Below are 22,822 nucleotides of genomic sequence, written 5' to 3'. Positions count from 1 at the left end.
TCGTGCCTTCACCGGCCAAACTGGAAAGCATTGTTGATGCCATTGCTGTCTACGGTGCGGTGACCACATCCATTGTGTTGCGCAGCGAGGCAGCCAAACCTATCGTGCGAGACGCTCTGGAGGATTAGATGGTTTGTAGAGCAGCATTGATGTAATAACGGTTTTCAGTCATATCAATTTACGATAGATAATAAAGCCTGATTTGTCGGCCACCTGATTATAGAGTTGCTGGGCTGTGGAGTTGGTTTCATGGGTTCCCCAGTACACCACGGTCGATCCTGCCAGACGGGCCTGTTCATACACAGCTTCTATCAGTGCACGACCTACACCCTGGCCGCGTGCTTCTGGTGTGGTGAACAAATCATTCAGGTAGCAACTGGCTTCGATACGGCTGGTGGTTCTGTGGAACAGGTAATGAGCAAGCCCCAGCAATTGCCCTTCCTGCTCTGCCACCAGGGCGTGGACCGGCTCATAGCAATCAAAAAACCGGGACCAGGTCATCTGTGTGACTGCATCCGGCAGCACATTCGGGCCTGTACGTTCATAGAAACGGTTGTAGCCTTCCCAGAGAACAGACCAGGCGGCAAAGTCTTCTTTTTTGACGGGTCTGACAGTGATTTTTTTGTTCATAGAATATCTTTTCAACGTCTTTAAGTAAATAATTGTTGTTCCATGACACTTGCCATGTCCTGCACTTCCGTATTGCCGAGCTCTCGCAAGCCATTCGCTATCGTCATGCGGTCCTGAGGGGTTTTATTCTGACTGGTTTTCCATTTTCCGCAGATGCGCTGGATGGGTATTTCTATACCGACGATCATATCCATCATCCGGTCTATGTATTCTGCTGGTGCATCGCTGACTTTCCAGGGCTGATCCAGCTTGCGCTCAAAGTGGTTGCTGAGATCTGTCAGCAAGGCCAGGAATTCTTGCCTGTCTTCGACGACGCGCATGGGGCCATGGGCATGTACGACCGCATAGTTATACGTTGGCACGACCGCGCCACTGTGTTTTTTTTCTGCATACCAGCGCGGGCTGATATAGGCGTGTGCACCCTGGAAAATCACCAGCACGTCTTTGCCTGTAGCCGCGTTTTGCCACACCGGATTGCTGCGGGCAACGTGGCCACGCAACGTGCCGTATGGGGCTTCCGCAGTCGGTGGTGACACCAGAAAAGGCAGATGATTTGCATCCAGCCCATCCTCGTTGTGAGTGACCATGGCAGCAAGAGGATGCGCCTGTATCAGGGCATGCAATACTTCAAGGCGTTGTTCAGAAAATTGATCTGGTATATACATGATTATTCGATTTCTATAATGACTTCTGCGTGAATGGAATTGGCGATATAGCAATGCTCATGCGCCATATGATGTAATTCTTCACGTTCTTGTAAACTTGGCTGTTGTGATCCGCTATAACTTTCATGCGGACGCAAATGGATGCGGGTGATAGCCTGTTTTCCTTGAGTATTTTTTTCCATGATGCCGACGGCAAGATCTTGATACTGGTCCAGTACATAGCCGCGTTGAGCTACAAAGGAAAGATAAAACAGCATATGGCAGGATGCCAGTGCAGCGACCAGCGCTTCTTCCGGATCTACGTTTCCTGCTTCTGACATCGGCAGCGGTACAGATAAGGGGGAAGATGAAGCCGGCACCGTCAGTCCGCCATCAAATTCCCACTGGTGGGCACGGCTGTATTTATTGTCACTAAATACTTGCTGACCGCGTTCCCAATTAATTTTTGCCTGGTATTGATGCATTTTTTACTCCATCTGGAAGAAATTGGTTTAATCTTAATTTTTATATTGGTTATTTAAAAGTGCCAATTTTAAGTAAAATTAGAATACCAATTTCTTGAGTGAGCCTTGACCCATGCATGTTTCGCCATTGATATCCAGCATCACGCTGGACCGGCAGCACAGCTTGCCGCTGTACAGACAGTTATATGGCGAAATCAGAAAAGCCATACTTAATGGCCAGATGCTGCCTGGCATGCAATTGCCGCCCAGCCGTGAATTTTGTGTAGCATTGAATATCTCCCGGCAAACCGTGTTGAATGCCTATGATCAATTACTGGCGGAAGGTTATCTGCGCGGAACCGTCGGGCAGGGCACCTTTGTCAATGAAGACTTGCCTGCGCAGGTGCAGGTGGGCAAGTCCAAAGACGTGCAGATGACTGATAATGTGGCTGATGAAGAGGCGCAGGGTCTTTCGCAACGCGGCAGGCGGCATATTGATCCACGTGGCAGTACCCGTTTCCATCAGGGGCAGGTGCGGGCTTTTCGCGTCAGCATGCCAGACCTGGGCCTGTTTCCGTTTGATGTCTGGGCCCGGTTGGAAGCGCGACATTGCCGCCATCACAAAGGGCAGCTCGGTTACGGTGACCCAGGCGGTTATCTGCCTCTGCGCGAATTGTTGGCGGTGTATCTGAAGGCGGCACGCGGCGTCAATTGCACACCAGAACAAATTCTGATTACCTCGGGCTCGCAACAGGCACTCTATCTGCTCAGCACCATGCTGCTGGATGTGGGCGAACAGGCATGGGTAGAGTCACCCGGTTATCGCGGTTCCACCGCTGCCTTGCATGCCGTACAGGCGCAGATGTGTCCAGTGCCGGTGGACGAAGAAGGCATGGATGTCGCGTACGCTGCCAAACACTTTCCCAAAGCGAAACTGGCCTTTGTCACCCCTTCACATCAGATGCCTTTAGGCATGACCATGAGCCTGCAAAGACGTATGGCCCTGCTGGAATGGGCACAACAGAATGCAGCCTGGATAGTGGAAGATGATTACGACAGCGAATACCGTTTCGGCAGTTCACCACTGGCATCCCTGCAAAGCCTGGACACCCGGCAATGCGTGATTTATGTCGGTACCTTGTCCAAGGTATTGTTTCCCGGCCTGCGTCTTGGCTATATGGTTTTGCCGGAGAGACTGCGCGAGCCGCTGATACAAGGTAAATCGGTGATCGACAAACATACAGCCGTCATGCCGCAAATGGTATTGGCAGACTTTATTGCGGAAGGTCATTTTGGCAGACACATCAAACGCACGCGCAAAATCTATGCGGAACGTCAGACATGTTTGGTCCGATGCATACGTAGCATGTTGAGTGATGAACTGGAATGTGGCGCGCAAGATGGTGGTTTGGATCTTGCCGTGTATTTCAAAAAGAATCGTGATGAACAGCGCATCATCCAGGCAGGGCTGGCGTTAGGTCTGGAGTTGCGCGGCTTGGCGCATTACGACGGCATACCGGGTCAGACTGGCGACACTGCCAGTCATCCCTCAGGTTTGTTGCTGGGTTTTGCTGCACTGGATATTGTTGAGATAGAACGCAGTGTGATGTTGCTGGCCAGTATGTTCAAGAACGAACAATAGCAACCAATAGCAACTCACACCGCATCAAATCGCTGTTATTCCGGTTCAGGCAGCCAGCATGTCCAGTTCGGTTTCAGAAGTCGCCAGGGCATGCCGGTTGATCGCACTGATGATGGCCTTGATACTGGCCGTTGTCATATCATCAGCGATGGCCGCACCATGCTGGCTGACACCGTCATTGATGCGTGCCTCAATGATGCAGACCAATTGCTGTTTGCCATTGCGTGTGACCTGTTGCTCACTCCTGTCCATGATGTTGATGTTAAAACCGATGGCCCGAAAGGCCTGTATCTGTGCGTCGACAATACCATGACCTGTACCGTGAGCAGCTTGTGGCTGTTCCTGGTGCAGCAAATCCAGACACAATGATATTTGTGCTGAATCAGATGGCGAGGTCCCGTGATGCGGGACAGGGTTTGCATGATGTGCCTGATAACTTAAAGGGTTTGCCGGATGCAGATAGGTGTCGCTAAAAATCTGATGTATCTGCTGTGCATGCATTTCTTTACCGCTTTGATCTGCAAAGGCTTGCACCACCCGGCTGAATTCAATTTGCAGGCGGCGAGGCAGGCTGATGCCGTATTCCTGCTCCAGCAAAAATGCCATGCCACCTTTGCCAGATTGGCTGTTGACACGTATCACCGCGTCGTAGTTGCGACCCAGGTCGGCCGGGTCTATCGGTAAATAGGGAACTTCCCAGATACCATCCGTGCTTTGCTGGGCGAAGCCCTTCTTGATGGCATCCTGGTGTGAGCCTGAGAAGGCAGTGAACACCAAATCACCGACATACGGATGACGTGGATGGACCGGCAATTGATTACACTCTTCCACGCACTGACGCACGCTGTCGATGTCGGAAAAATCCAGGCCAGGATGTATGCCCTGAGTGTACAGATTCAAGGCCAGTGTCACCAAATCTACATTGCCGGTGCGTTCACCATTGCCGAACAGGCAGCCTTCGACGCGGTCGGCTCCAGCCATTACCGCCAGTTCGGCAGACGCAACGGCCGTGCCCCTGTCGTTATGCGGATGTACGCTCAGGATGATGCTGTCGCGCTGCGCCAGATGTCGGTGCATCCATTCAATCTGGTCGGCATATACATTCGGTGTTGCGCATTCGACCGTTGTGGGCAAGTTGATGATCATCTTGCGTTCTGGTGTCGGTTCCCAAATGGCGGCTACGGCGTCGCAAACTTCTTTCGAGAAATCCAGTTCTGCCATACTGAAGGTTTCAGGTGAATATTCAAATACCCATTCTGTTTCCGGCATGGTATCCGTCAATTGTTTGATGAGACGGGTGCCGTCGACGGCGATCTGTTTGATTTCTTCCCGCGATTTGCCAAATACGATACGGCGGAAAGCGGGTGCAATGGGATTGTACAAATGCACGATGGCGCGCTTTGCACCCCGGACCGAATCAATGGTGCGACGGATCAGGTCTTCACGTGACTGTGTCAATACTTCGATGGTGACATCAGCAGGGATGCGCTGTTCTTCTATCAGTTTTCGTACGAATGCAAAATCAGTTTCCGAAGCCGAGGGGAAGGCGACTTCAATTTCCTTCAAACCTATCTTCACCAGCATTTCAAAGAAGCGCAGTTTTTTTGTCGCATCCATGGGTTCGATCAAGGCTTGATTTCCATCACGCAAATCGGTACTCATCCAGATGGGTGCCTGCTGTATGCGGCGGCTGGGCCATTGCCTGTCTGCCAGATCAACGGTAGGGAAGGGCTGATATTTCTTACTTGGGTCAATGATCATCTTGTTCTCTTTTGTAAAGGGCAATAATTGGCAATAAAGGACTGCACGCAGCCTCAGCAATGCGCTGATTTCTGTTTTGATTGCAATGGGAAGAGTGGCCTCAGGCTAACCGGCGACCACGAAAAAATACGAGGCCGGTTAACCGATCAGTAGTCGTAGCGCACGTAGGTGCAGAACTGGCAGACAAGCAGCAGGGATGATCGCCGTCACGGCGAACTTGTCACCGGCAGAAATCCATGCTGAGTTGATCATATGTGTCATGCTTTTTTTTCCTGTGTACAGGAAACCGCTAAAGGTAAGCCAAAAAAACTGTGGGAGTGAAACTGGAGGTACTACAGAAAGGCGAAGCTAATAGAGCTTATAGTAGCGCGCCGGATAGTGCGGATAGTAGAGATAGAGTTACCGACATAGGCATCTGTACCGCTGGCAAGTGCTTGCCAGTAGTCGCGGTGTGCGCATCAGATGTGTAGGTAAGAAAGTTCATGCGCCTACTGTAAAAGATATACTGCACTTTCGTCAAGCAAAATTTGTTGGCGCTTTGTGTGTGTTGGTACATGGGTGTTTTGGAAGGTAGCCAGCGCACCCATGTATTTTTGTTTGGTATTTAGGCCAACACGCCCTAGATTCCCACTTGTTGTCAGTCAGGATTTGCGCGTCGGTGCGGCGGCAAATTTGTAGGAGAAAAACAGGAACAACAATCCACCTAATATCATGGGTAAGGACAACATCTGTCCTGCCGATATCGTGAATCCAAGGAAGTTAACTTCATAATCCGGTGTGCGGAAATATTCGGTAAAAAAGCGCGTGCATCCATACAGTGTCACGTACAGGGCACCTACTGCCAGACGTGGCCTTGCCTTCATGGCAAATAGCCAGAGTATGATGAAGACCAGGATGCCATCCACCAGCGCCTGGTAAATTGGTGAAGGGTGGACTGGGTAAGCGATGCCCGGCCACATCATCGCCCAAGGCAAATCCGCAGATGCCACACGTCCAGGCAACTCATGATTGATGAAGTTGCCCATGCGGCCAGCGGCATAACCCAGCGGCACCAGCGGAGCTATAAAATCATACACATCAGCCAGGTGGAATTTTGCCTTGCGCGCCCACAGGTACATGGCTACCAGCACACCCAAAAAACCGCCGTGAAAAGACATGCCACCTTTCCACACCGCAAAAATTTCTAGCGGATGGGACATATAGTAGGAAAAACCATAGAACAGGACTTCACCCAGACGCCCACCTATGATGACACCCAATACCCCGAAAAACAGCATGTCGTCGATGTGCTCGCGTGTCCATCCTTTGGCTGCGATGTGTGGTTGGCGCAGCCTGACACGGCCAAGAATAATGAACTGTACAAAAGCCACCAGATACATGATGCCGTACCAGTGAACAGAAACCGGGCCTAAGGAAAAAGCAACAGGGTCAGGATTTGGATGAATGAGCATGAATATCAATTATTGGTTAAACAGATGCACAAAGGCATCAAGGACTGCAGAATGATTGTTTTTGCGCCAGGCAAGGCCAATTTCCACCACAGCCGTGCTGTCCGGTAAATCAAAGTACAGAACGCCGGGGCGTTGCAGGTTCGACACGGATTGTGGCACAAGTGCGATTCCCATGCCAGCAGACACCAGACCGACTATGGTTTGCATCTGTATCGCCTCCTGCCCGATGTCGGGCGTCAGGCCGGCGCTGTGAAAGCAACCCAAGATGGCATCGTGTAATGCTGGCGCAATTTTTCGTGGGAACAGGATCAGCGGCATGTTTTCGCATTCCGCCAATCCCATGCTGCTGCGTCCGTTGGCGAGATTTTCTGGTACGGCCAATATTAGTGGTTCTGATAAGACTTTTTGGTAATTGAACAGATGCTGCAGCTTTTCAGGGATGGGCGGGATCAGGAAGCCAGCATCGATTTCCGCCTTTTCCAGCGCATCCAGTTGCAGGTCTGTGGTTGCTTCGCGCAATTCTATGTGCACGCCCTGGTGCTGCTGACGGAATTCACGTAGCGCAGGTGGCAAAATACTGTAATCGGCAATAGAGACAAAGGCCAGTGATAACTGGCCGCTGGCACCGCTGGCGGCAAGCTGTGCCAGTTGTGGCAAGTCTTGTGCTTGTTGCAACAAACGCCTTACTTCCGGCAATAGCGCTATTCCGGCAGAAGACAGGGAGATATTACGGGTATTGCGGATAAACAGCTCTGCGCCCAGTATGCTTTCCAGTGCTTGTATGGCCTGGGATAGCGGCGGTTGAGTCATATGCAGTCGTGTTGCTGCACGGCCAAAATGCATTTCTTCGGCGACAGCAAGAAAATAGCGTAGTTGACGCAATTCTAGATGTCTTGTTTCAGGTATGGGCATTGGGGGGGGCAGGCTGGTTTTAACAGTATTGCGATGAACTAGCCTGATTCGTTGACCTGAAAATAATCAGCGTCTGCCAGTTTTTTTCTCGAAAGAGCGCTTTACCCGCTCTTTTTGCATTTTTTCGAAATGTGCATGGTCTTTGCGTTTATCCAGGCCAAACACGCGCTCAAAAATTTCAAACCAGAGAAAAACGGCAAAAGCACCGCCGACTATCCACCACCAGGACAAATTGGCAAAAATGGAGATTTCTGCAAATTTCAATACCAGCAGCAAAAACAGGACAATGATGGCAAACATGGCTAAATCCTTTGATATGGAACCTGCGCAAAATTGTTCCGGCAAGGCTCCCACTGAGGAATGCCAGGTTGCAGGCAGGTTTGTAACTTCGACTGCACCACAATAGCAGCTGTTTTGCGCAAATACTATTATACATTTCAGTACGGATTTTATTTCAGGTCAACCTTTGGTTTGCCAGGAACGTTTAATTGTGGAAAAGGCGGTAGAATGATAAATAGTTTTTAACCTGGAGAAAGCAATGAAATATTCTTTGTTGGTAGGTTCTGTGTTGGCAGTGATGGCTTCTGGTTCGGCAATGGCAAATATGGATTTGGCAAAAGCAAAAAACTGCATGGCATGCCATTCAGTAGATGCGAAGATTGTTGGCCCTGCATACAAGGATGTAGCCAAGAAATATGCTGGCGACAAGACAGCGGAAGCCAAGCTGGTGCAAAAGGTATTGAAGGGCGGCAGCGGTACCTGGGGTGCAGTTCCCATGCCAGCCAATGCGCAAGTATCTGAAGCTGAAGCAAAGACCTTGGTTAAATGGATTTTGACCCTGAAATAATATGTGCTTTTGCAAATAGTACGTCGTCTGAAATAGTCAATTATCTTTTTAATAATTTCAGATGTAAAAGACATGATTTGCAAATAAAAAAACAGCCAGCATATGCTGGCTGTTTTTACGTACTTGGGGAGTGATTACTTCACAACTTGCAGCAATTCACGTTTGCCTGCTTTGTAAGTGTACAAAGTCAAAGTACCTTCTTTGATGTCGCCTTTAGCATCAAAAGCGATGTCGCCTGTCACACCTTTGTGCTTGATTTTAGCCAGGAATGGCAGGTATTTTGCTGGTTCGGCAGATTTTGCCTGTACCATCGCATCAACCATGGTCATGACAGCATCATAAACATACGGTGCGTAAATTTGGACATCGATACCAAATTTTTTCTTGTAAGCTTCTTTCCAATCATCATTGATTTTCTTTTGGGCTTCCAGAACACCGCCTGCTTCAGCGCAAACAACCTGGCCTTCGCCGATTGCATCGCCAGCCAGTTTAGCCAGATCTGTAGTACAGATACCATCGCCGCCCATGAACTTGGCAGTAATGCCCAGTGCTTTCATCTGACGCAGCATAGGACCAGCAACCGCATCCATACCACCGAAGAAGATGACGTCTGGGTTTTTGGCTTTGATTGTGGTCAGGATAGCGCTGAAGTCTGTGGATTTGTCAGTTGTATGTTCCTGAACGACCACGTCAGCACCCTTGCCTTTGGCGCCTTTGATAAATTCAGCAGCAACACCTTCACCGTAGGCTGTTTTGTCATCGATGACAGCGACTTTTTTCGCTTTGTTGATCTGAACAGCGAAACGACCCAGAGTACCGCCCAACTGGCCGTCATTCGCCACTACGCGGAATGCGCCTTTGAAGCCTTGTTGTGTGTATTTTGGATTGGTTGCAGATGGGGAGATTTGAACGATACCCGCTGCATTGTAGATGCTGGAAGCAGGGATGGTAGTACCAGAATTCAAGTGACCGATGACGCCATTTACTTTCGCATCAACCAGTTTCTGTGCTACGGTTGTGCCTTGTTTTGGATCCGCTGCATCATCTTCAGCCAACAGTTCGAATTTTGCTTTTTTGCCGCCGATCATGACGCCTTTGGCATTCAATTCTTCGATCGCCATTTTGGCGCCGTTTTCATTATCTTTACCCAAGTGGGCGATCGCGCCGGAGATCGGACCAACGTGACCAATTTTAACAACCAGATCTTGAGCTGCCGCAGCACCAGCGAAAGCGAATGCAATTGCGCCAGCCAGTGGAATCATTTTAGTTTTGAACGACATGAACATACTCCTAAGGAATAAAAAAAAGTAGGATAACAACACTGCATCTCTGACTTATTCAGATAACTGAACAGCAAGAAGGTACATCAGAAAAAATATTTCGCAAAGCTATTTTGTGTGGTTTTTTCTCCAAACTGACGTTTTTTATATGCCCCAATATCGCACCCTTGACAAGCTGGATCGCAAGCTTTTGAACCTGCTCCAGAAAGATAACCAAATCCCTACCAGAGTCCTGGCAGACAAGCTGCATATTTCGCAGCCAACCTGCCTTCGGCGCATCCGCGAGCTGCGTGAAGCCGGTGTCATCAGCGCCGAAGTGGCCATGGTCGACAGCTTTGCGCTGGGCTATGGCATGCTGGCCTTTCTGGAGGTGTCCCTGATTAACCAGACGGATGAATTCATGCGTGAATTTGAAGCCCGCATGAACAAGGAAGCCGAGGTCATGCAATGTTATTTTGTTTCTGGAGAGTATGATTACTTCCTGGTTGTGCATGTGATTGACATGGATGCTTATTACCAGTTTGTGCGGCGGGCGATTTCGGGGTCTGGCAATGTCCGCCATTTTCATTCGCGTTTCCCCATGAAAAGAGCCAAATTTACTACCCGTATCGCGTTTGATGAGAAGGCAGCAGAGTTACCTGTACGCATCGGTAAATAATAGGACTTACGCAAAACTGCCCCAGCTGCGTTGCAGCTCCTGGCCGTACTGTTCGTACTGTCTTCGTCGCTACGGTGTAGTCGGGGGGGCAGACAGCATGCTGTCTGCCGAAGTAACGAACCTCCCCTGCAAGGGCGGTTTCCTAAAACAATAGCCTTGCTGGGACAATTTTGCTTAAGTCCTAAACAATTTACTCTATAAACGTGGTGGACTGCTGCATGGATGTCAAAAGAACGCAAGTTGCGGCATCTGATGATGCTAAAACGCAACTTGCGTGAGGGGGTAAGCTTAGATTTGGGGCCTTAGTATGGCCAAATTATGTGAATGTGCCTTGTCAGCTTGATGGTGGATCAGGCTGTTTGCAATTGGCTTTTTTGTTGTGATCGGGCAATGCCGGTAAAAGCAAAATCGACTTCTGGCGTCAGGCCAGAGACAATATCTGCGATGGCCCGGCCAGATCCGGCTCCCATGGTCCAACCCAATGTGCCGTGGCCAGTGTTAAGGAACAAGTTGTTGAACCGGGTTTTACCTATGTAGGGGACATTCGATGGTGTCAGCGGACGTAATCCTGTCCAGTACACAGGATTCTCATAATCGCAGGCACCCGGAAACAGCTCACGCGTACGGCGAGTGATCGCTTCGCAACGGGCACTGTTGAGGTCACGGCCATAACCGTTAATTTCACAGGTACCGGCCACCCGCAGGCGATCACCCAGGCGTGATACCACCAGTTTGTATCCATCATCCGTCAGTGATACTGTAGGTGCCAGTTCTGGTCTGGTAATGTGGTAGGTGGCGGAATAGCCTTTGCCTGGATAAATCATCAGTGAAATACCCATGGGTTTTAGCAAGGCTTGAGAATGGCTGCCCATGGCCATGACGAAGGCATCTGCTTTCAATACACTATGGCGGCCAGCCGCATCGATGATTTCCACACCGGTGACTTTGGCGGCAGCACCTGTGCCTTCAGACAGCAAGCGGGTGACTGTGGTATTGAACTGGAACTGTACGCCCGCTGCCCTGGCCTTGTCTGCTAACCCGGTGGTGAATTGATAGACATCACCAGATTCATCGGTTTCGGTATAGTCGCCACCAACGATTTTGTCACGTATGCCAGCCAGAGCAGGTTCCCGCTTGACCACTTCGTCGGCAGATATGGAGTCACGTGGACAACCGAGGTCACGCATTAACTTGGCGGCAGGCAGCGAACTGTCAAATTCTTTTTGGTCGGTATAAAAATGCAGTATGCCTTCGGTCAGACAATCATACTGTATGCCGGTTTCTGCACGCAGCGCACGCAGGGTTTGTCTGCTGTATTCCGAAATGGCGACAATTTGCCGGATATTGTTAGCCGTGCGGGCTGGCGTGCATTCACGCAAAAAATTCAGGCCCCACAGCCATTGCAGCAATTCGGCCCGGGGGCGGAACAATAGCGGCGCATCTTCCTTGCCCAGCCACTTCAACACCTTCATGGGGGCCGAAGGATTGGCCCAGGGTTCCGCATGCGATACCGAAATCTGGCAGCCGTTGGCGAAACTTGTTTCCTGTGCAGGACCAGGCTGACGGTCTATGACGGTGACCTCGTGACCCTGTTTTTTCAGGAACCAGGCCGAAGACGTGCCTATGATGCCGGAACCGAGAACGATGACTTTCATTGCGGAAATCTCCTTAAGTGATCTGATGCGTGATGCACGTGCGATACGTTAAGGAGATTGTAGAAATACTTTGATTTTCCAGGTAATCAAAAGAACTGTTTATATTTTTATTTTTGAAAGAAAAATTAAAATTTATGTTTAAAAATAAAAATAATTCATGGAATTTTGATTATTTTGGGGATTTTGCCTTGGTGATTTCCTGGGTGATGGCACGGGTGATGACTTCTTCCAGGGTTTTATGCAATCCCGTGCGTATTTCAACTGCCAGATTTTCGACGGCGATTTGCAAAACATCCGCCAGACTGTCCCTGACCCTGTGTTCAAGCACGAAATCGATGCGTGCCAAAACCTGACGCAAGACGTTTTCACGCAAGGTTTGCTCCAGCGCCTGCCAGTCTTCTTCGTCGCGGTCGTCATAGTCACCGGTTGCTGCCGGTGGTGTTTCCGGCGCAGCAGGCGCAACTGTATTTTCTATAGACGTAGTTATTTCTTCCGGCAGGATGACCTCGGTCAATACCGGGATGCTGGTATCAATTTGATTATTCATTTTATTTTGCGACCGAGTGAGTAAGTGGATAGCCTTGCTGCTGATAATGTCGATAGCGTTCGCGTCCGGCAAGCTTGTCGGTATCATCAGCAGAGATGACTTCTATCATGCGCTGAAACTGGGTGAAATTGGCTGGTGTTTCAGCGGTCAGGTTGATCAATACGTCGTAATGCGGACAGGCCGCCCCGTCGTCATAGCTGAGCACGATAGGTGTGCACGACGACAAAGGGTCAGTCAGCATGACATGTGGCAAGAAATCTGCCTCGGTCAGTGTCCACAAGGCCATGCTCAGTTTTTGCAGGAAAACCCGGTCGTGATGAAACACGACCATCTTGCTTTTGGCCGCATGCGCCTTGCGTATCAGCCGGCAAGTGTAGTTCAGCTTGTCGGCCACATTGCTATGAAAATCGATCCGTGTCATGCGATATTAAAAGCGTATGCCATTGTCTTGTGCCGGTTTTCGCGCTGGCAAGGGGGGCGCAGGTTTCGTTGCAGCATCTGCATCCTTGGCCGCAGATGCTACTATCGGTGCTGCTGGTTCTGCTGCCGGATAGCGATAATCCTTAGGCAATTTGCTGGTGGCAGGGTAGCCAGCACTATCCAGTGCTTTTCTCCATTCTTCAGTATTGAAGCCCTGGAACTTGACTTTGGCTATCAACATGAATGGCAACTCTGTATCACCACTGACTTGCTTGAGCTTGTCGAGATCGGCGCTATTGCTGATGGTTTTTTCAGTAAATGGGACACCGTTTGTTTTCAGGAAGTTACGGGAGTCATTGCAAGGTGAGCAATTGCTGGTGCTGTACAGTATCACCGGGTTTTTGGCCAGGGCTGCAGCCAACTCGGGCGGCAGATTACCAACATCAGGCCCATCGGAAAAATTCTTCTTTTCCACTTTTTTCTGCCCCGGAGGTGGCGGCTGATCGCTATACGTTATCTTGCCATCCGGACCCACCCACTTATACATTTGCGCTTGCGCATGGGCGCTAAAAAACAGTACAGACAACAATGCTGGCAGCAGCGAAAAGGCTAAGATCGTTTTACTTGATTTCATCGTTTTCTCCGGATAAAAAATTATGCACTCATGCCATTATGTCGCAACAGGGCGTCGATAACAGGTTCGCGTCCGCGAAATGCCTTGAATGAAGCAAGCGCGGGGCGCGAACCACCGGCTTCCAGCACTGCAGTCTGGAAGCGTTCACCCACAGCGCGCGACAGAGTACTGCCGGCTTCTTTGGCGTGTTCTTCAAACGCTGCATAGGCATCTGCCGATAACACTTCTGCCCATTTGTAGCTGTAATAGCCTGCTGCATAACCACCAGAGAAAATGTGGCTGAAAGAATGCTGAAAGCGATTGAATTCAGGCGGGTGCAATACCGCCACCTGGGCTCTGACCATTTGCAGTATGTCCTGTACGGTTTGCTTGCCCTGAGGATCAAAGGCATCATGCAGGCGCATGTCAAACAGCGAAAATTCAACCTGACGCAAAGTCTGCAGACCGGACTGGAAATTTTTCGCGGCGATCATCTTGTCAAACAGGGCGCGTGGCAAGCTTGCGCCGGTATCAACATGGGCCGTCATATGTTGCAGCACATCCCATTCCCAGCAAAAGTTTTCCATGAATTGTGACGGCAGTTCCACTGCATCCCATTCCACGCCAGAAATGCCGGAGACTGACAGATCATCCACCTTGGTCAGCAAATGATGCAGAGCATGACCAAATTCATGGAACAGGGTAATGACTTCATCATGGCTGAACAGGGCCGGCTTGCTGACACCATTCATACTGACTGGCGCGCTAAAGTTGCAGGTAAGGTAAGCAACTGGCGTTTGTACACCTTTGCTGGTGAGCCTGCGACCACGTGCATCGTCCATCCAGGCTCCACCACGCTTGCCATGACGGGCGTACAGATCCAGATAAAATTGGCCTATCAGTTCGCCATTTCTTTCCAGTCGATAGAATTTGACGTCCTTGTGCCAGGTAGTTGCCTGATCAGCTTTGATCTCTACTGCAAACAGTGTCTGGATGACGCGGAACAAACCATCCACCACCTTATGTTCAGGAAAGTATTCTTTCACTTCCTGTTCTGAAAAAGCATAGCGCTGCTGGCGCAATTTTTCTGAGGCGAAGGCATAATCCCAGGCTTGTAACTCGGCAATGCCCAATTGTTCTGCTGCAAAGGCCCGAAGTTCTGCCAAGTCTTTTTCTGCATAAGGGCGAGCACGGCGGGCCAGGTCTTCAAGGAACTGGCTGACTTGTGCAGGTGATTCTGCCATCTTGCTGACCAGCGATACTTCAGCAAAGTTTTTATAACCCAGCAATTCAGCTTCTTCCTTGCGCAGGCGCAAGAGCTCGCTCATGATATTGCTATTGTCCCACTCTGCTTTGGCACCCAGTTCGGAAGCCTTGGTCACGCTTGCGCGATAAATCGTTTCGCGTATGGAACGGTTTTCTGCATATTGCAGCAAGGGGTAATACGAAGGGAAATGCAGGGTAAATTTATAGCCAGTTTTTTTGTCGGCTTCTGCCGCAGTTTTAGCTGCCTGCAAAATATCTTCGGGCAAGCCTTTGAGTTCGGCTGCGTCTTCGATAAACAAGCCGTAATCATTGGTAGCATCCAGCAGGTTTTCGGAGAATTTAGTCGACAGCGCTGCCTGTTTTTCCTGGATTTCGGCGTAACGCTGCTTTTGTGCTTCTGGCAGTTCTGCACCGCTCAGACGAAAGTCACGCAGAGCGTTCTGGATGATGGTTTTTCTTGCCTCTGGCAGGCCATCAAAGCCAGCTGCATTTTTCAATGTCTTGTAATTGGCGAACAGAGCCAGGTTTTGTCCCAGTTCGGTCCAGAATTCAGTAATGGCGGGCTGGTTTTCATTGTAGGCGGCACGCATTTCTGGCGTATCGACCACCGCGTTCAAATGGCCAACGATACCCCAGGCGCGCCCCAGTTTTTCAGTGGCGTTTTCCAGCGGTTCAACAAAGTTGTCCCAGGTGATTGGGACAGCATTTTTTTCGAGTTCAGCGATAACCGCACGATTCTCCTCCAGCAGGGCTGCAATGGCAGGGCCAACGTGCTCGGCGCGGATATCGGCAAAACGTGGCAGATCACTAAAGTCTAGCAGGGGATTATCTTGGGTCATATTAAATTCTCTCAGCAGCTTCTATGGTATTAACCAGCAACATAGTGATGGTCATCGGGCCGACACCGCCTGGCACAGGCGTAATATAGCCTGCCACTTCCTTGCTTGGCAGATAATCAACGTCACCGCACAATTTACCTTCGTCGTCGCGGTTCATGCCGACATCGATGACGACGGCACCGGGTTTGATCATGTCTGCCGTAACGATATTGCGTTTGCCAGTGGCAACTACCAGAATATCGGCATTGCGGGTATGGGCTGCCAGGTCACGGGTCTTGGAATTACAGATGGTGACGGTTGCGCCAGCTTGCAAGAGCAACATGGCCTGTGGCTTGCCCACGATGTTGGAAGCACCAACTACGACAGCATTGGCTCCGCGCACAGGATAGTCAATCGACTCCAGCATCTTCATAACGCCATATGGGGTGCAGGGGCGGAACAGTGGTTGCCCTGTCATCAACAGGCCAGCATTGCTGATATGAAAACCATCCACATCCTTTTCTGCAGCAATTGCTTCGATTACCTTATTGGCATTGATATGTGCAGGCAAAGGTAACTGCACCAGGATGCCATTGATTTTTGCATCCTTGTTCAGTCTGTCTATGTGGGCCAATAAGGCTTGCTCACTCAAATCTGCTTCGTATTTTTCCATAACGGAATAAAAGCCGCAGTCTTCACACGCCTTTACTTTATTGCGTACATAAACCTGAGAGGCGGGATTTTCACCCACCAGGATAACTGCCAGACCAGGTTGATGACCTTTTGCAGTCAGTGCAGCCGCGCGCTCGGTTACATCGGCACGTATTTGTTGAGAAAGCTGGGTTCCGCTGATAATTTGGGCAGTCATGATTTGATGTTCAAGTGAGAATTGGAAGGGAAATAAGCCTTGATTATAAATGATGCGCGTTGACTGACTCATTCTCTGTGGCCCAGGCTTTTTTTCAGTATGCCAATGCATTTAAAAGAAATTATTTATAAGGCAATAAATTTCCTGTTCGTGGATTACCTTTGAGTGAGTAAATTTTCTTATTTGGTTATGGGTTGTCTCAGGTCTGTTGTTTTCTGTCCGCATTCGCCGGGTTGTAATTGACTTCACATTTCAAGAGTGGCTTCATACCACCTATGAAAATTTATTTTCAAAAATTTTTCATCGCGACGGAGATTTGACGTCGTAATGCACAGAATTACTTAAAAAGGAGAAATATATGCTGAAGGAAAAAGTAATTTCGAGATCGCTGCGCATCATGTTTTCTGGCGGTTTGATGGTAACAGCCGGTATGCTGGCACAACCTGCATTTGCGCAGGATGATGCTAAAGTCCAAAGGGTAGAAGTGACAGGTTCCAGCATCAAGCGTGCTGAAGCTGAATCTGCCTCCCCGATACAGATCATCACGCGTGCCGATATCGACAAGGCAGGCAAAACAACCGTAGCTGAATACCTGCAAACCCTGACTGCTGATGGTGCCGGCTCGTTGCCAACCAGCTTCGGTAATGGTTTCGCCGCTGGCTCCACAGCAATTTCCCTGCGTGGTCTGGGCGCCACTTCCACACTGGTATTGCTGAATGGTCGCCGTATGGCACAGTTCGGCCGTGCTGATGATGGTCAAAAAGCATTTACTGATATTTCGACAATTCCTATGGAAGTGGTTGAGCGTATCGAAATCCTGAAAGATGGTGCGTCTTCCATCTATGGTGCGGATGCGATCGCCGGTGTGGTCAACATCATCCTGAAAAAGAACTATGAAGGCGTGACAGTCAGTTCCACTGTCGGCACTTCGGGTTCACATGATGCTAACCAGGCCAAAGCCTCGATTACCGCTGGTTTTGGTAATCTGGAAAAAGACAAATACAACATTATTCTCAATGCTGAGGCTTACAAGTCCAACGAATTGATGAATTCCCAGCGCTCTGACCGCGACTGGATCGGTACAGGTGACTGGCGTCGTTGGGGTTACCCTATGAATACCGTTGGTTCTTTCACTAACGGCTACATTGCTGGCAATAACAGCGCTTCCCCAAGTCCTACTGGCTCCTTGCGCGATCCCAAGACACTGAATTACGTATCTTTGCCAGGTTGCTCGACATTGTCCACAACCAAAGTGCAAGATCCAGGTGGTGGCTGCTTGTGGTATGCAGATCAGTTCCGTTCCATGCTGCCGCAAATCGATGGCGTGAATCTGTTCAGCCGTGGCACGTTCCAGATCAATGAAGATTTGCAAGCCTATGCTGAATTTGGTTATTCTCAACGTAAGGCAGCGTTCACGGTAACGCCTCCAGCGACATCCTCTAACGTTTTCTTCCCGCCGAACGCGAACAGCCCGACTGGTAACATCAATTACGGTACTGTGATTGTGATGGCGGCAGAGCATCCGCAAAATCCATATGGCGTACCAGTTCGTCTGCGTTATTCCATGTTTGATGTGGGTGCCAATCGTCGTATCGCTGATAACTCCTTCTATCGTGCTGTCGCCGGTTTGAAAGGCACCATGGCGGGTTGGGAATTCGATACAGCAATTCTGCATTCCGAGTCCAAGCTGCATCTGGACTACACCAACATGATCAACATGAACGTGTTGAAGGCAGCCCTGGGCGATCCTAAGAGCCCGTACTTCCCATACTATATAGGCACACAGGCTAGCAAAAACAATCCTGCCCTGCATGCTGCCATGGTCAAGACAGCGACTCTGGATGCGCCTACCAAGATGGACATCATCGACTTCAAGGCTTCTCGTGAACTGATGCCTTTGCCTGGCGGTATGATGGGTCTGGCGGTTGGTGCGGAATACCGTAAAGAGTCTTACAACATGCCATCCCTGGATGGTAGCCAGGACGGTTCCATCAACAGCAGCTATGTCGCTGCCAAAGGTGATGAAACAGTGTCTGCCCTGTATGCAGAGATACTTGCTCCAGTAATCAAGACTGTAGAATTGTCGGGAGCGTTGCGTTACGACAAATATTCTCACTTCTCTTCCGTGACACCAAAAGTCGGTGCCAAATGGACGCCGGTCAAAACTTTTGCTTTGCGTGGTACTTACTCTGAAGGTTTCCGTGCACCAAGTGCACCAGAATCCGGTACAGAAAGCTTCAGTGCCGGTACGGCAACTGTCCGGGATCCAGTTCGCTGCCCGAATGGGACACCGTTGCCAGGCGCACAGTCTTCAGATTGCGCGACAACTTTTACGGGCTTCAAAGTCGGCAATCCTAACCTGCAACCAGAAAAATCCAAAGGTTACACTTTGGGCGTAGTCTGGGATCCGTTGCCTGACACCGGTCTGGCAGTGGATGGCTGGTTGATTCGCCGTAACAACGAAATCAACTCCATGTCCTTCCAGACTGCAGCTGGCTTGCCAGGTGTACTGCGTCAAGACAATAACCTGACCATCAACGGCGTGGTGACACCGAATACAGGTACCATCATCGGCGGTGCTGCTCCGTATGCAAACTCCAGCTACACCGAAGTCAAGGGTGTGGATTTCAATGCAAAACAACGCATCAACCTGGGTGAATACGGCAAGCTGAATGCGGACCTGAACTGGACACATGTGATTTCCTGGTTGCGTGTAGATGGTGCTGTCCAGCATCAATATGCAGGCACACATGGTAACTGCGATACTTCCAACTGTATTGGTACACCAAAAGACAAAGTTACCTTTGTCCTTGGATGGGATAAGGGCGACTGGAACGTGACTGGTGTAATCAACTATCGCGGTTCTTTGAAAAACATTCCAGAAGAAGGTCAGCCATGTGCTAACAAGTTTGTTGATGGCACTGACGCTCCAGCAGGCTGCACATTGGCATCCTTCACTACGCTGGATATGTCTTTCCGCTACAAAGCAATGAAAAATCTGGAAGTCTTCGGTTCCATCTCCAACCTGTTTGACAAGGTTGCACCATTGGATCCTTTGACATACGGTGCCATGGGCTTCAATCCTATGGATTCTAGTGGCGCACTGGGTCGTTACTTCAAAGTTGGTCTGAAATATCAGTTCAAATAATAATAAATCGCGCTGAATAAGCGCTTTCCAAGGGCGATGAATTATTCATCGCCCTTTTTTTTGCGGTAAAAAATTGGCTAATAACAACTGTTTAATTTGTCGATACACGGGTTGATAAATGTGTTGATCTACGGATGATCCACAGTTGACAGCAGGCTATCAGACATTCTTGCTGCGGCGCACTCTTGCAGGAATGATTTACTGGTAATGTTCTTGCTTTTAAATCAGCTTAAAATTGTTGCAATGCGAGGTAAATTTCATAATGTGGAATTGAATATCGCTATTTGAAAAATGAAAAACTCCTGTTAGAATGCTTGCGAAAACAGAATTCAAGCCGTAATTTGTCGATTCGCCCACGCGCGTTTCATCCAAACGTGCAATAACAGGAGACCACTCTATGTCACCCCAGATAGACCAGGTGCTGGCCCAGGCCGCCAATGATCCCGATGTAGTTGAAACCAATGAATGGCTAGATGCGCTGGAAGCCGTTATCGAGGCGGAAGGGCCAGAACGTGCCCACTACCTGATGGAGCGCATGGTTGATCTGGCGCGTCGTCGTGGTGCCCATATCCCGTTCTCCAGCAATACCGCATACGTCAATACCATTCCTGCTGATCAGGGTCAGCATTGCCCCGGCAATCTGGAAATCGAAGAGCGCCTGCGCTCTTATATGCGCTGGAACGCGATGGCCATGGTGGTCAAGGCTAATCGCCTGGATGGCGATCTTGGTGGCCACCTGTCCAGTTTTGCTTCGCTGGCGAATATGTTGGGCATAGGCTTCAACCATTTCTGGCATGCGCCTACTGAAGACCATGGTGGTGACCTGTTGTACATCCAGGGCCATTCCTCTCCAGGTATTTATGCACGCGCCTTCCTCGAAGGACGTCTGACTGAAGAGCAATTGCTGCATTTCCGCCGTGAAGTGGATGGCAAGGGCTTGTCTTCTTATCCCCATCCGAAACTGATGCCAGACTTCTGGCAATTCCCTACCGTGTCCATGGGCCTTGGCCCGCTGATGGCGATTTATCAGGCGCGTTTCCTGAAGTATCTGCATGCACGTGGTATTGCCGATACAGAGAAGCGTAAAGTCTGGGCTTTCTGTGGTGACGGTGAGATGGATGAACCAGAATCCATGGGTGCTATCGGTATGGCTGGCCGCGAACAACTGGACAATCTGGTGATCGTGGTCAACTGTAATCTGCAGCGTCTGGACGGCCCGGTACGTGGCAATGGCAAGATCATCCAGGAACTGGAATCCGATTTCCGTGGCGCAGGCTGGAATGTCGTCAAAGTGATCTGGGGTAGTGGCTGGGATGAATTGCTGGCTAAAGACAAGGACGGCATCCTGCAAAAAGTCATGATGGAAACCGTAGACGGTGAATATCAGAACTACAAAGCCAAGGATGGTGCTTATGTCCGCAGCCACTTCTTCGGTAAACATCCAAAATTGCTGGAATTGGTCAGCAAAATGTCAGATGACGACATCTGGCGTCTGACCCGTGGTGGTCATGACCCACACAAGATTTATGCTGCATTCAAAGTCGCACAGGAAAACAAAGGCCAGCCTACCGTCATCCTGGCGAAAAGTATCAAGGGCTTTGGTTTTGGCAAATCTGGCGAAGCACGCAATACCGCACACAATACCAAGAAGCTTGACGATGAAGCCATCAAGGCCATGCGTGACCGCTTCCAGTTGCCGATTGCTGATTCCGAACTGCCGAACATTCCTTTCTTCAAACCGGCTGATGACACACCGGAAATGCAGTATCTGCATGCGCGCCGCAAGGAACTCGGTGGTTATCTGCCACAGCGCCGCCAAAAAGCGGATGAAGCCCTGGTGGTGCCAGAACTGACAGCTTTCCAGGCCATGTTGGAACCGACTGCCGAAGGCCGTGAAATTTCCACGACTGCAGCTTATGTCCGTATCCTGACAGCTTTGCTGCGCGATGCCAGCCTGGGTCAGCGTGTTGTGCCTATTATGGTGGATGAATCCCGTACCTTTGGTATGGAAGGTCTGTTCCGTCAGATCGGTATTTTCAGCCAGGTAGGTCAATTGTATGAACCGGTCGATAAAGACCAGGTCATGTATTACCGCGAAGACAAAGCCGGTCAGATTTTGCAGGAAGGTATCAATGAAGCCGGTGGTATGAGTTCATGGATCGCTGCGGCGACATCCTACTCAACCAATAACCGCGTCATGATCCCGTTCTATACCTATTACTCGATGTTCGGTCTGCAGCGTATTGGCGATCTGGCCTGGGCTGCTGGCGACATGCGTGCCCGTGGCTTCTTGCTGGGTGGCACTGCGGGTCGTACCACATTGAATGGTGAAGGCTTGCAACATGAAGATGGTCACAGTCATGTATTGGCATCTACCATCCCTAACTGCGTACCGTATGACCCGACATTTGCGCATGAAGTGGCAGTCATCATGCATGACGGTTTGCGTCGTATGGTCACCAATCAGGAAGATGTGTTCTATTACATCACCCTGATGAATGAAAATTATAGCCATCCAGGTCTGAAAGCAGGTCAGGAAGACGGCATCATCAAAGGTCTGTATCTGTTGCAAAAATCAGCAGAAACCACCAAGCACCGTGTGCAGTTGATGGGGTCCGGCACTATCCTGCGCGAAGTGATTGCTGCTGCCGAATTACTGCAAAGTGACTGGGGCATCGCAGCCGATGTCTGGTCCGCGCCATCCTTCACTCTGCTGGCTCGTGATGGTCAGGACGCAGAACGCTGGAACATGTTGCACCCAACCGAAACAGCACGCGTACCATATATCGCCCAATGCCTGAAAGATACGACCGGCCCTATCGTCGTATCGACAGACTATATGCGCACCTTTGCTGAACAAGTTCGTGCTTTCATACCGAAAGACCGCAGCTACAAGGTTTTGGGTACAGATGGTTTTGGCCGCTCGGATTCACGCGCAAAATTGCGTGAATTCTTTGAGGTGAATCGTTACTTCGTGACCGTTGCCGCATTGAAGACGCTGGCTGATGAAGGTGCTTTGTCTGCTTCTGTGGTTGCTCAGGCGATTGCAAAATACGGTATCAATGCAGATAAACCAAATCCGGTGACTGTGTAATTCTGACGTTTGACACCCACTAACATGTCCTCTCTCATGCTTCTTGCATGAGGGAGGATAAGAATCCATCCCCACCCGAACCCTCCTCTTGAAAAGGAGGGTGT

General features: G+C 49.9%; 20 protein-coding genes. 5 read left to right on the top strand and 15 right to left on the bottom strand.

Going from position 1 to position 22,822, the window contains the following annotated elements:
- Positions 1-168 precede the first annotated feature (168 nt).
- Genes AC1RVX_RS27580 through AC1RVX_RS27570 form a run of 3 tightly spaced genes read right to left on the bottom strand, consistent with a single transcriptional unit; the run spans position 169 to position 1,759 of the window.
- Positions 169-630 (bottom strand): GNAT family N-acetyltransferase, encoded by a 462-nt coding sequence (locus AC1RVX_RS27580; protein ID WP_493219794.1) that lies wholly within the window; start codon positions 628-630, stop codon positions 169-171.
- Positions 631-650: 20 nt separating this feature from the next.
- The gene (locus tag AC1RVX_RS27575) at positions 651-1,295 is read right to left on the bottom strand and encodes an FMN-binding negative transcriptional regulator (RefSeq protein WP_493219793.1); all 645 of its coding nucleotides are present in this window, start codon (positions 1,293-1,295) and stop codon (positions 651-653) included.
- A 2-nt stretch (positions 1,296-1,297) separates the two neighbouring features.
- Entirely contained in the window at positions 1,298-1,759 is a 462-nt protein-coding gene (locus AC1RVX_RS27570; protein WP_493219792.1) for an OsmC family protein, read from the bottom strand.
- Between the two features lie 112 nt (positions 1,760-1,871).
- Between AC1RVX_RS27570 and pdxR the strand changes: the two genes are divergently transcribed.
- Positions 1,872-3,380, top strand: coding sequence for a MocR-like pyridoxine biosynthesis transcription factor PdxR (pdxR, locus tag AC1RVX_RS27565; RefSeq protein WP_493219791.1), 1,509 nt, complete (start codon positions 1,872-1,874; stop codon positions 3,378-3,380).
- 45 nt (positions 3,381-3,425) lie between these two features.
- Here pdxR and leuA read toward each other — a convergent pair whose 3' ends face one another.
- The 5 genes from leuA to AC1RVX_RS27540 form a co-directional block, all read right to left on the bottom strand.
- A complete protein-coding gene (gene leuA, locus AC1RVX_RS27560; RefSeq protein WP_493219790.1) occupies positions 3,426-5,141 on the bottom strand; it encodes a 2-isopropylmalate synthase in 1,716 nt (571 codons plus the stop codon).
- Positions 5,142-5,279: 138 nt separating this feature from the next.
- Entirely contained in the window at positions 5,280-5,402 is a 123-nt protein-coding gene (locus tag AC1RVX_RS27555) for a hypothetical protein (protein WP_493219789.1), read from the bottom strand.
- A 380-nt stretch (positions 5,403-5,782) separates the two neighbouring features.
- Complete coding sequence (lgt, locus tag AC1RVX_RS27550; RefSeq protein ID WP_493219788.1) at positions 5,783-6,592, bottom strand: prolipoprotein diacylglyceryl transferase; 810 nt, start codon at positions 6,590-6,592, stop codon at positions 5,783-5,785.
- 9 nt (positions 6,593-6,601) lie between these two features.
- Positions 6,602-7,504 carry a LysR family transcriptional regulator gene (locus AC1RVX_RS27545; protein ID WP_493219787.1) on the bottom strand — a complete coding sequence of 301 codons (903 nt, stop codon included), beginning with the start codon at positions 7,502-7,504 and terminating at the stop codon, positions 6,602-6,604.
- 66 nt (positions 7,505-7,570) lie between these two features.
- Positions 7,571-7,804 (bottom strand): TIGR04438 family Trp-rich protein, encoded by a 234-nt coding sequence (locus AC1RVX_RS27540; protein WP_493219786.1) that lies wholly within the window; start codon positions 7,802-7,804, stop codon positions 7,571-7,573.
- A gap of 238 nt (positions 7,805-8,042) precedes the next feature.
- Here AC1RVX_RS27540 and AC1RVX_RS27535 point away from each other — a divergent pair, with 238 nt between their 5' ends.
- On the top strand, positions 8,043-8,351 hold the full coding sequence (locus tag AC1RVX_RS27535; protein ID WP_493219785.1) for a c-type cytochrome: 309 nt from the start codon (positions 8,043-8,045) through the stop codon (positions 8,349-8,351).
- Positions 8,352-8,485: 134 nt separating this feature from the next.
- Here the strand turns inward: AC1RVX_RS27535 and AC1RVX_RS27530 are convergent, their stop codons facing one another.
- Positions 8,486-9,631, bottom strand: a complete 1,146-nt coding sequence (locus tag AC1RVX_RS27530) for a branched-chain amino acid ABC transporter substrate-binding protein (RefSeq protein ID WP_493219784.1) — start codon at positions 9,629-9,631, stop codon at positions 8,486-8,488.
- A gap of 148 nt (positions 9,632-9,779) precedes the next feature.
- On the opposite strand from AC1RVX_RS27530, the gene AC1RVX_RS27525 reads away from it, so the two are divergent.
- Positions 9,780-10,289 (top strand): Lrp/AsnC family transcriptional regulator, encoded by a 510-nt coding sequence (locus AC1RVX_RS27525; RefSeq protein WP_493219783.1) that lies wholly within the window; start codon positions 9,780-9,782, stop codon positions 10,287-10,289.
- 350 nt (positions 10,290-10,639) lie between these two features.
- Here AC1RVX_RS27525 and AC1RVX_RS27520 read toward each other — a convergent pair whose 3' ends face one another.
- The 6 genes from AC1RVX_RS27520 to folD all read right to left on the bottom strand — a co-directional run bounded on the left by AC1RVX_RS27520 (position 10,640) and on the right by folD (position 16,476).
- Positions 10,640-11,944, bottom strand: a complete 1,305-nt coding sequence (locus AC1RVX_RS27520) for a D-amino acid dehydrogenase (RefSeq protein ID WP_493219782.1) — start codon at positions 11,942-11,944, stop codon at positions 10,640-10,642.
- Between the two features lie 169 nt (positions 11,945-12,113).
- Positions 12,114-12,491, bottom strand: coding sequence for a DUF2486 family protein (locus AC1RVX_RS27515; protein ID WP_493219781.1), 378 nt, complete (start codon positions 12,489-12,491; stop codon positions 12,114-12,116).
- A 1-nt stretch (position 12,492) separates the two neighbouring features.
- Positions 12,493-12,912, bottom strand: a complete 420-nt coding sequence (locus tag AC1RVX_RS27510) for a DNA polymerase III subunit chi (RefSeq protein WP_493219780.1) — start codon at positions 12,910-12,912, stop codon at positions 12,493-12,495.
- A 6-nt stretch (positions 12,913-12,918) separates the two neighbouring features.
- Positions 12,919-13,545, bottom strand: coding sequence for a glutaredoxin family protein (locus AC1RVX_RS27505; RefSeq protein ID WP_493219779.1), 627 nt, complete (start codon positions 13,543-13,545; stop codon positions 12,919-12,921).
- A 20-nt stretch (positions 13,546-13,565) separates the two neighbouring features.
- Positions 13,566-15,629, bottom strand: a complete 2,064-nt coding sequence (locus tag AC1RVX_RS27500) for a M3 family metallopeptidase (RefSeq protein WP_493219778.1) — start codon at positions 15,627-15,629, stop codon at positions 13,566-13,568.
- A gap of 1 nt (position 15,630) precedes the next feature.
- Positions 15,631-16,476: a bifunctional methylenetetrahydrofolate dehydrogenase/methenyltetrahydrofolate cyclohydrolase FolD gene (gene folD, locus AC1RVX_RS27495; RefSeq protein WP_493219777.1), complete on the bottom strand. Its 846-nt coding sequence runs from the start codon at positions 16,474-16,476 to the stop codon at positions 15,631-15,633.
- Between the two features lie 358 nt (positions 16,477-16,834).
- Here folD and AC1RVX_RS27490 point away from each other — a divergent pair, with 358 nt between their 5' ends.
- Together AC1RVX_RS27490 and aceE are read left to right on the top strand one after the other, a co-directional pair.
- Positions 16,835-19,624: a TonB-dependent receptor gene (locus AC1RVX_RS27490; protein ID WP_493219776.1), complete on the top strand. Its 2,790-nt coding sequence runs from the start codon at positions 16,835-16,837 to the stop codon at positions 19,622-19,624.
- A gap of 397 nt (positions 19,625-20,021) precedes the next feature.
- On the top strand, positions 20,022-22,718 hold the full coding sequence (gene aceE / locus AC1RVX_RS27485; protein ID WP_493219775.1) for a pyruvate dehydrogenase (acetyl-transferring), homodimeric type: 2,697 nt from the start codon (positions 20,022-20,024) through the stop codon (positions 22,716-22,718).
- Positions 22,719-22,822: the final 104 nt, after the last annotated feature.

It is taken from the genome of Undibacterium sp. GW821-FHT11B02, from assembly GCF_058808955.1.
The sequence above is the reverse complement of the archived record's forward strand: the minus strand, read 5'-3'. Positions and strand labels throughout refer to the sequence as shown.

What these genes read in the sequence shown, in the direction of transcription:
- AC1RVX_RS27500 (WP_493219778.1), bottom strand. Translation starts at nt 15,629, where the DNA reads ATGACCCAAGATAATCCCCTGCTAGACTTTAGTGATCTGCCACGTTTT.
- AC1RVX_RS27530 (WP_493219784.1), bottom strand. Translation starts at nt 9,631, where the DNA reads ATGTCGTTCAAAACTAAAATGATTCCACTGGCTGGCGCAATTGCATTC.
- AC1RVX_RS27520 (WP_493219782.1), bottom strand. Translation starts at nt 11,944, where the DNA reads ATGAAAGTCATCGTTCTCGGTTCCGGCATCATAGGCACGTCTTCGGCC.
- AC1RVX_RS27515 (WP_493219781.1), bottom strand. Translation starts at nt 12,491, where the DNA reads ATGAATAATCAAATTGATACCAGCATCCCGGTATTGACCGAGGTCATC.
- AC1RVX_RS27570 (WP_493219792.1), bottom strand. Translation starts at nt 1,759, where the DNA reads ATGCATCAATACCAGGCAAAAATTAATTGGGAACGCGGTCAGCAAGTA.
- AC1RVX_RS27540 (WP_493219786.1), bottom strand. Translation starts at nt 7,804, where the DNA reads ATGTTTGCCATCATTGTCCTGTTTTTGCTGCTGGTATTGAAATTTGCA.
- folD (WP_493219777.1), bottom strand. Translation starts at nt 16,476, where the DNA reads ATGACTGCCCAAATTATCAGCGGAACCCAGCTTTCTCAACAAATACGT.
- AC1RVX_RS27575 (WP_493219793.1), bottom strand. Translation starts at nt 1,295, where the DNA reads ATGTATATACCAGATCAATTTTCTGAACAACGCCTTGAAGTATTGCAT.
- leuA (WP_493219790.1), bottom strand. Translation starts at nt 5,141, where the DNA reads ATGATCATTGACCCAAGTAAGAAATATCAGCCCTTCCCTACCGTTGAT.
- AC1RVX_RS27580 (WP_493219794.1), bottom strand. Translation starts at nt 630, where the DNA reads ATGAACAAAAAAATCACTGTCAGACCCGTCAAAAAAGAAGACTTTGCC.
- AC1RVX_RS27545 (WP_493219787.1), bottom strand. Translation starts at nt 7,504, where the DNA reads ATGCCCATACCTGAAACAAGACATCTAGAATTGCGTCAACTACGCTAT.
- AC1RVX_RS27510 (WP_493219780.1), bottom strand. Translation starts at nt 12,912, where the DNA reads ATGACACGGATCGATTTTCATAGCAATGTGGCCGACAAGCTGAACTAC.
- pdxR (WP_493219791.1), top strand. Translation starts at nt 1,872, where the DNA reads ATGCATGTTTCGCCATTGATATCCAGCATCACGCTGGACCGGCAGCAC.
- AC1RVX_RS27535 (WP_493219785.1), top strand. Translation starts at nt 8,043, where the DNA reads ATGAAATATTCTTTGTTGGTAGGTTCTGTGTTGGCAGTGATGGCTTCT.
- lgt (WP_493219788.1), bottom strand. Translation starts at nt 6,592, where the DNA reads ATGCTCATTCATCCAAATCCTGACCCTGTTGCTTTTTCCTTAGGCCCG.
- AC1RVX_RS27555 (WP_493219789.1), bottom strand. Translation starts at nt 5,402, where the DNA reads ATGACACATATGATCAACTCAGCATGGATTTCTGCCGGTGACAAGTTC.
- AC1RVX_RS27490 (WP_493219776.1), top strand. Translation starts at nt 16,835, where the DNA reads ATGCTGAAGGAAAAAGTAATTTCGAGATCGCTGCGCATCATGTTTTCT.
- AC1RVX_RS27525 (WP_493219783.1), top strand. Translation starts at nt 9,780, where the DNA reads ATGCCCCAATATCGCACCCTTGACAAGCTGGATCGCAAGCTTTTGAAC.
- aceE (WP_493219775.1), top strand. Translation starts at nt 20,022, where the DNA reads ATGTCACCCCAGATAGACCAGGTGCTGGCCCAGGCCGCCAATGATCCC.
- AC1RVX_RS27505 (WP_493219779.1), bottom strand. Translation starts at nt 13,545, where the DNA reads ATGAAATCAAGTAAAACGATCTTAGCCTTTTCGCTGCTGCCAGCATTG.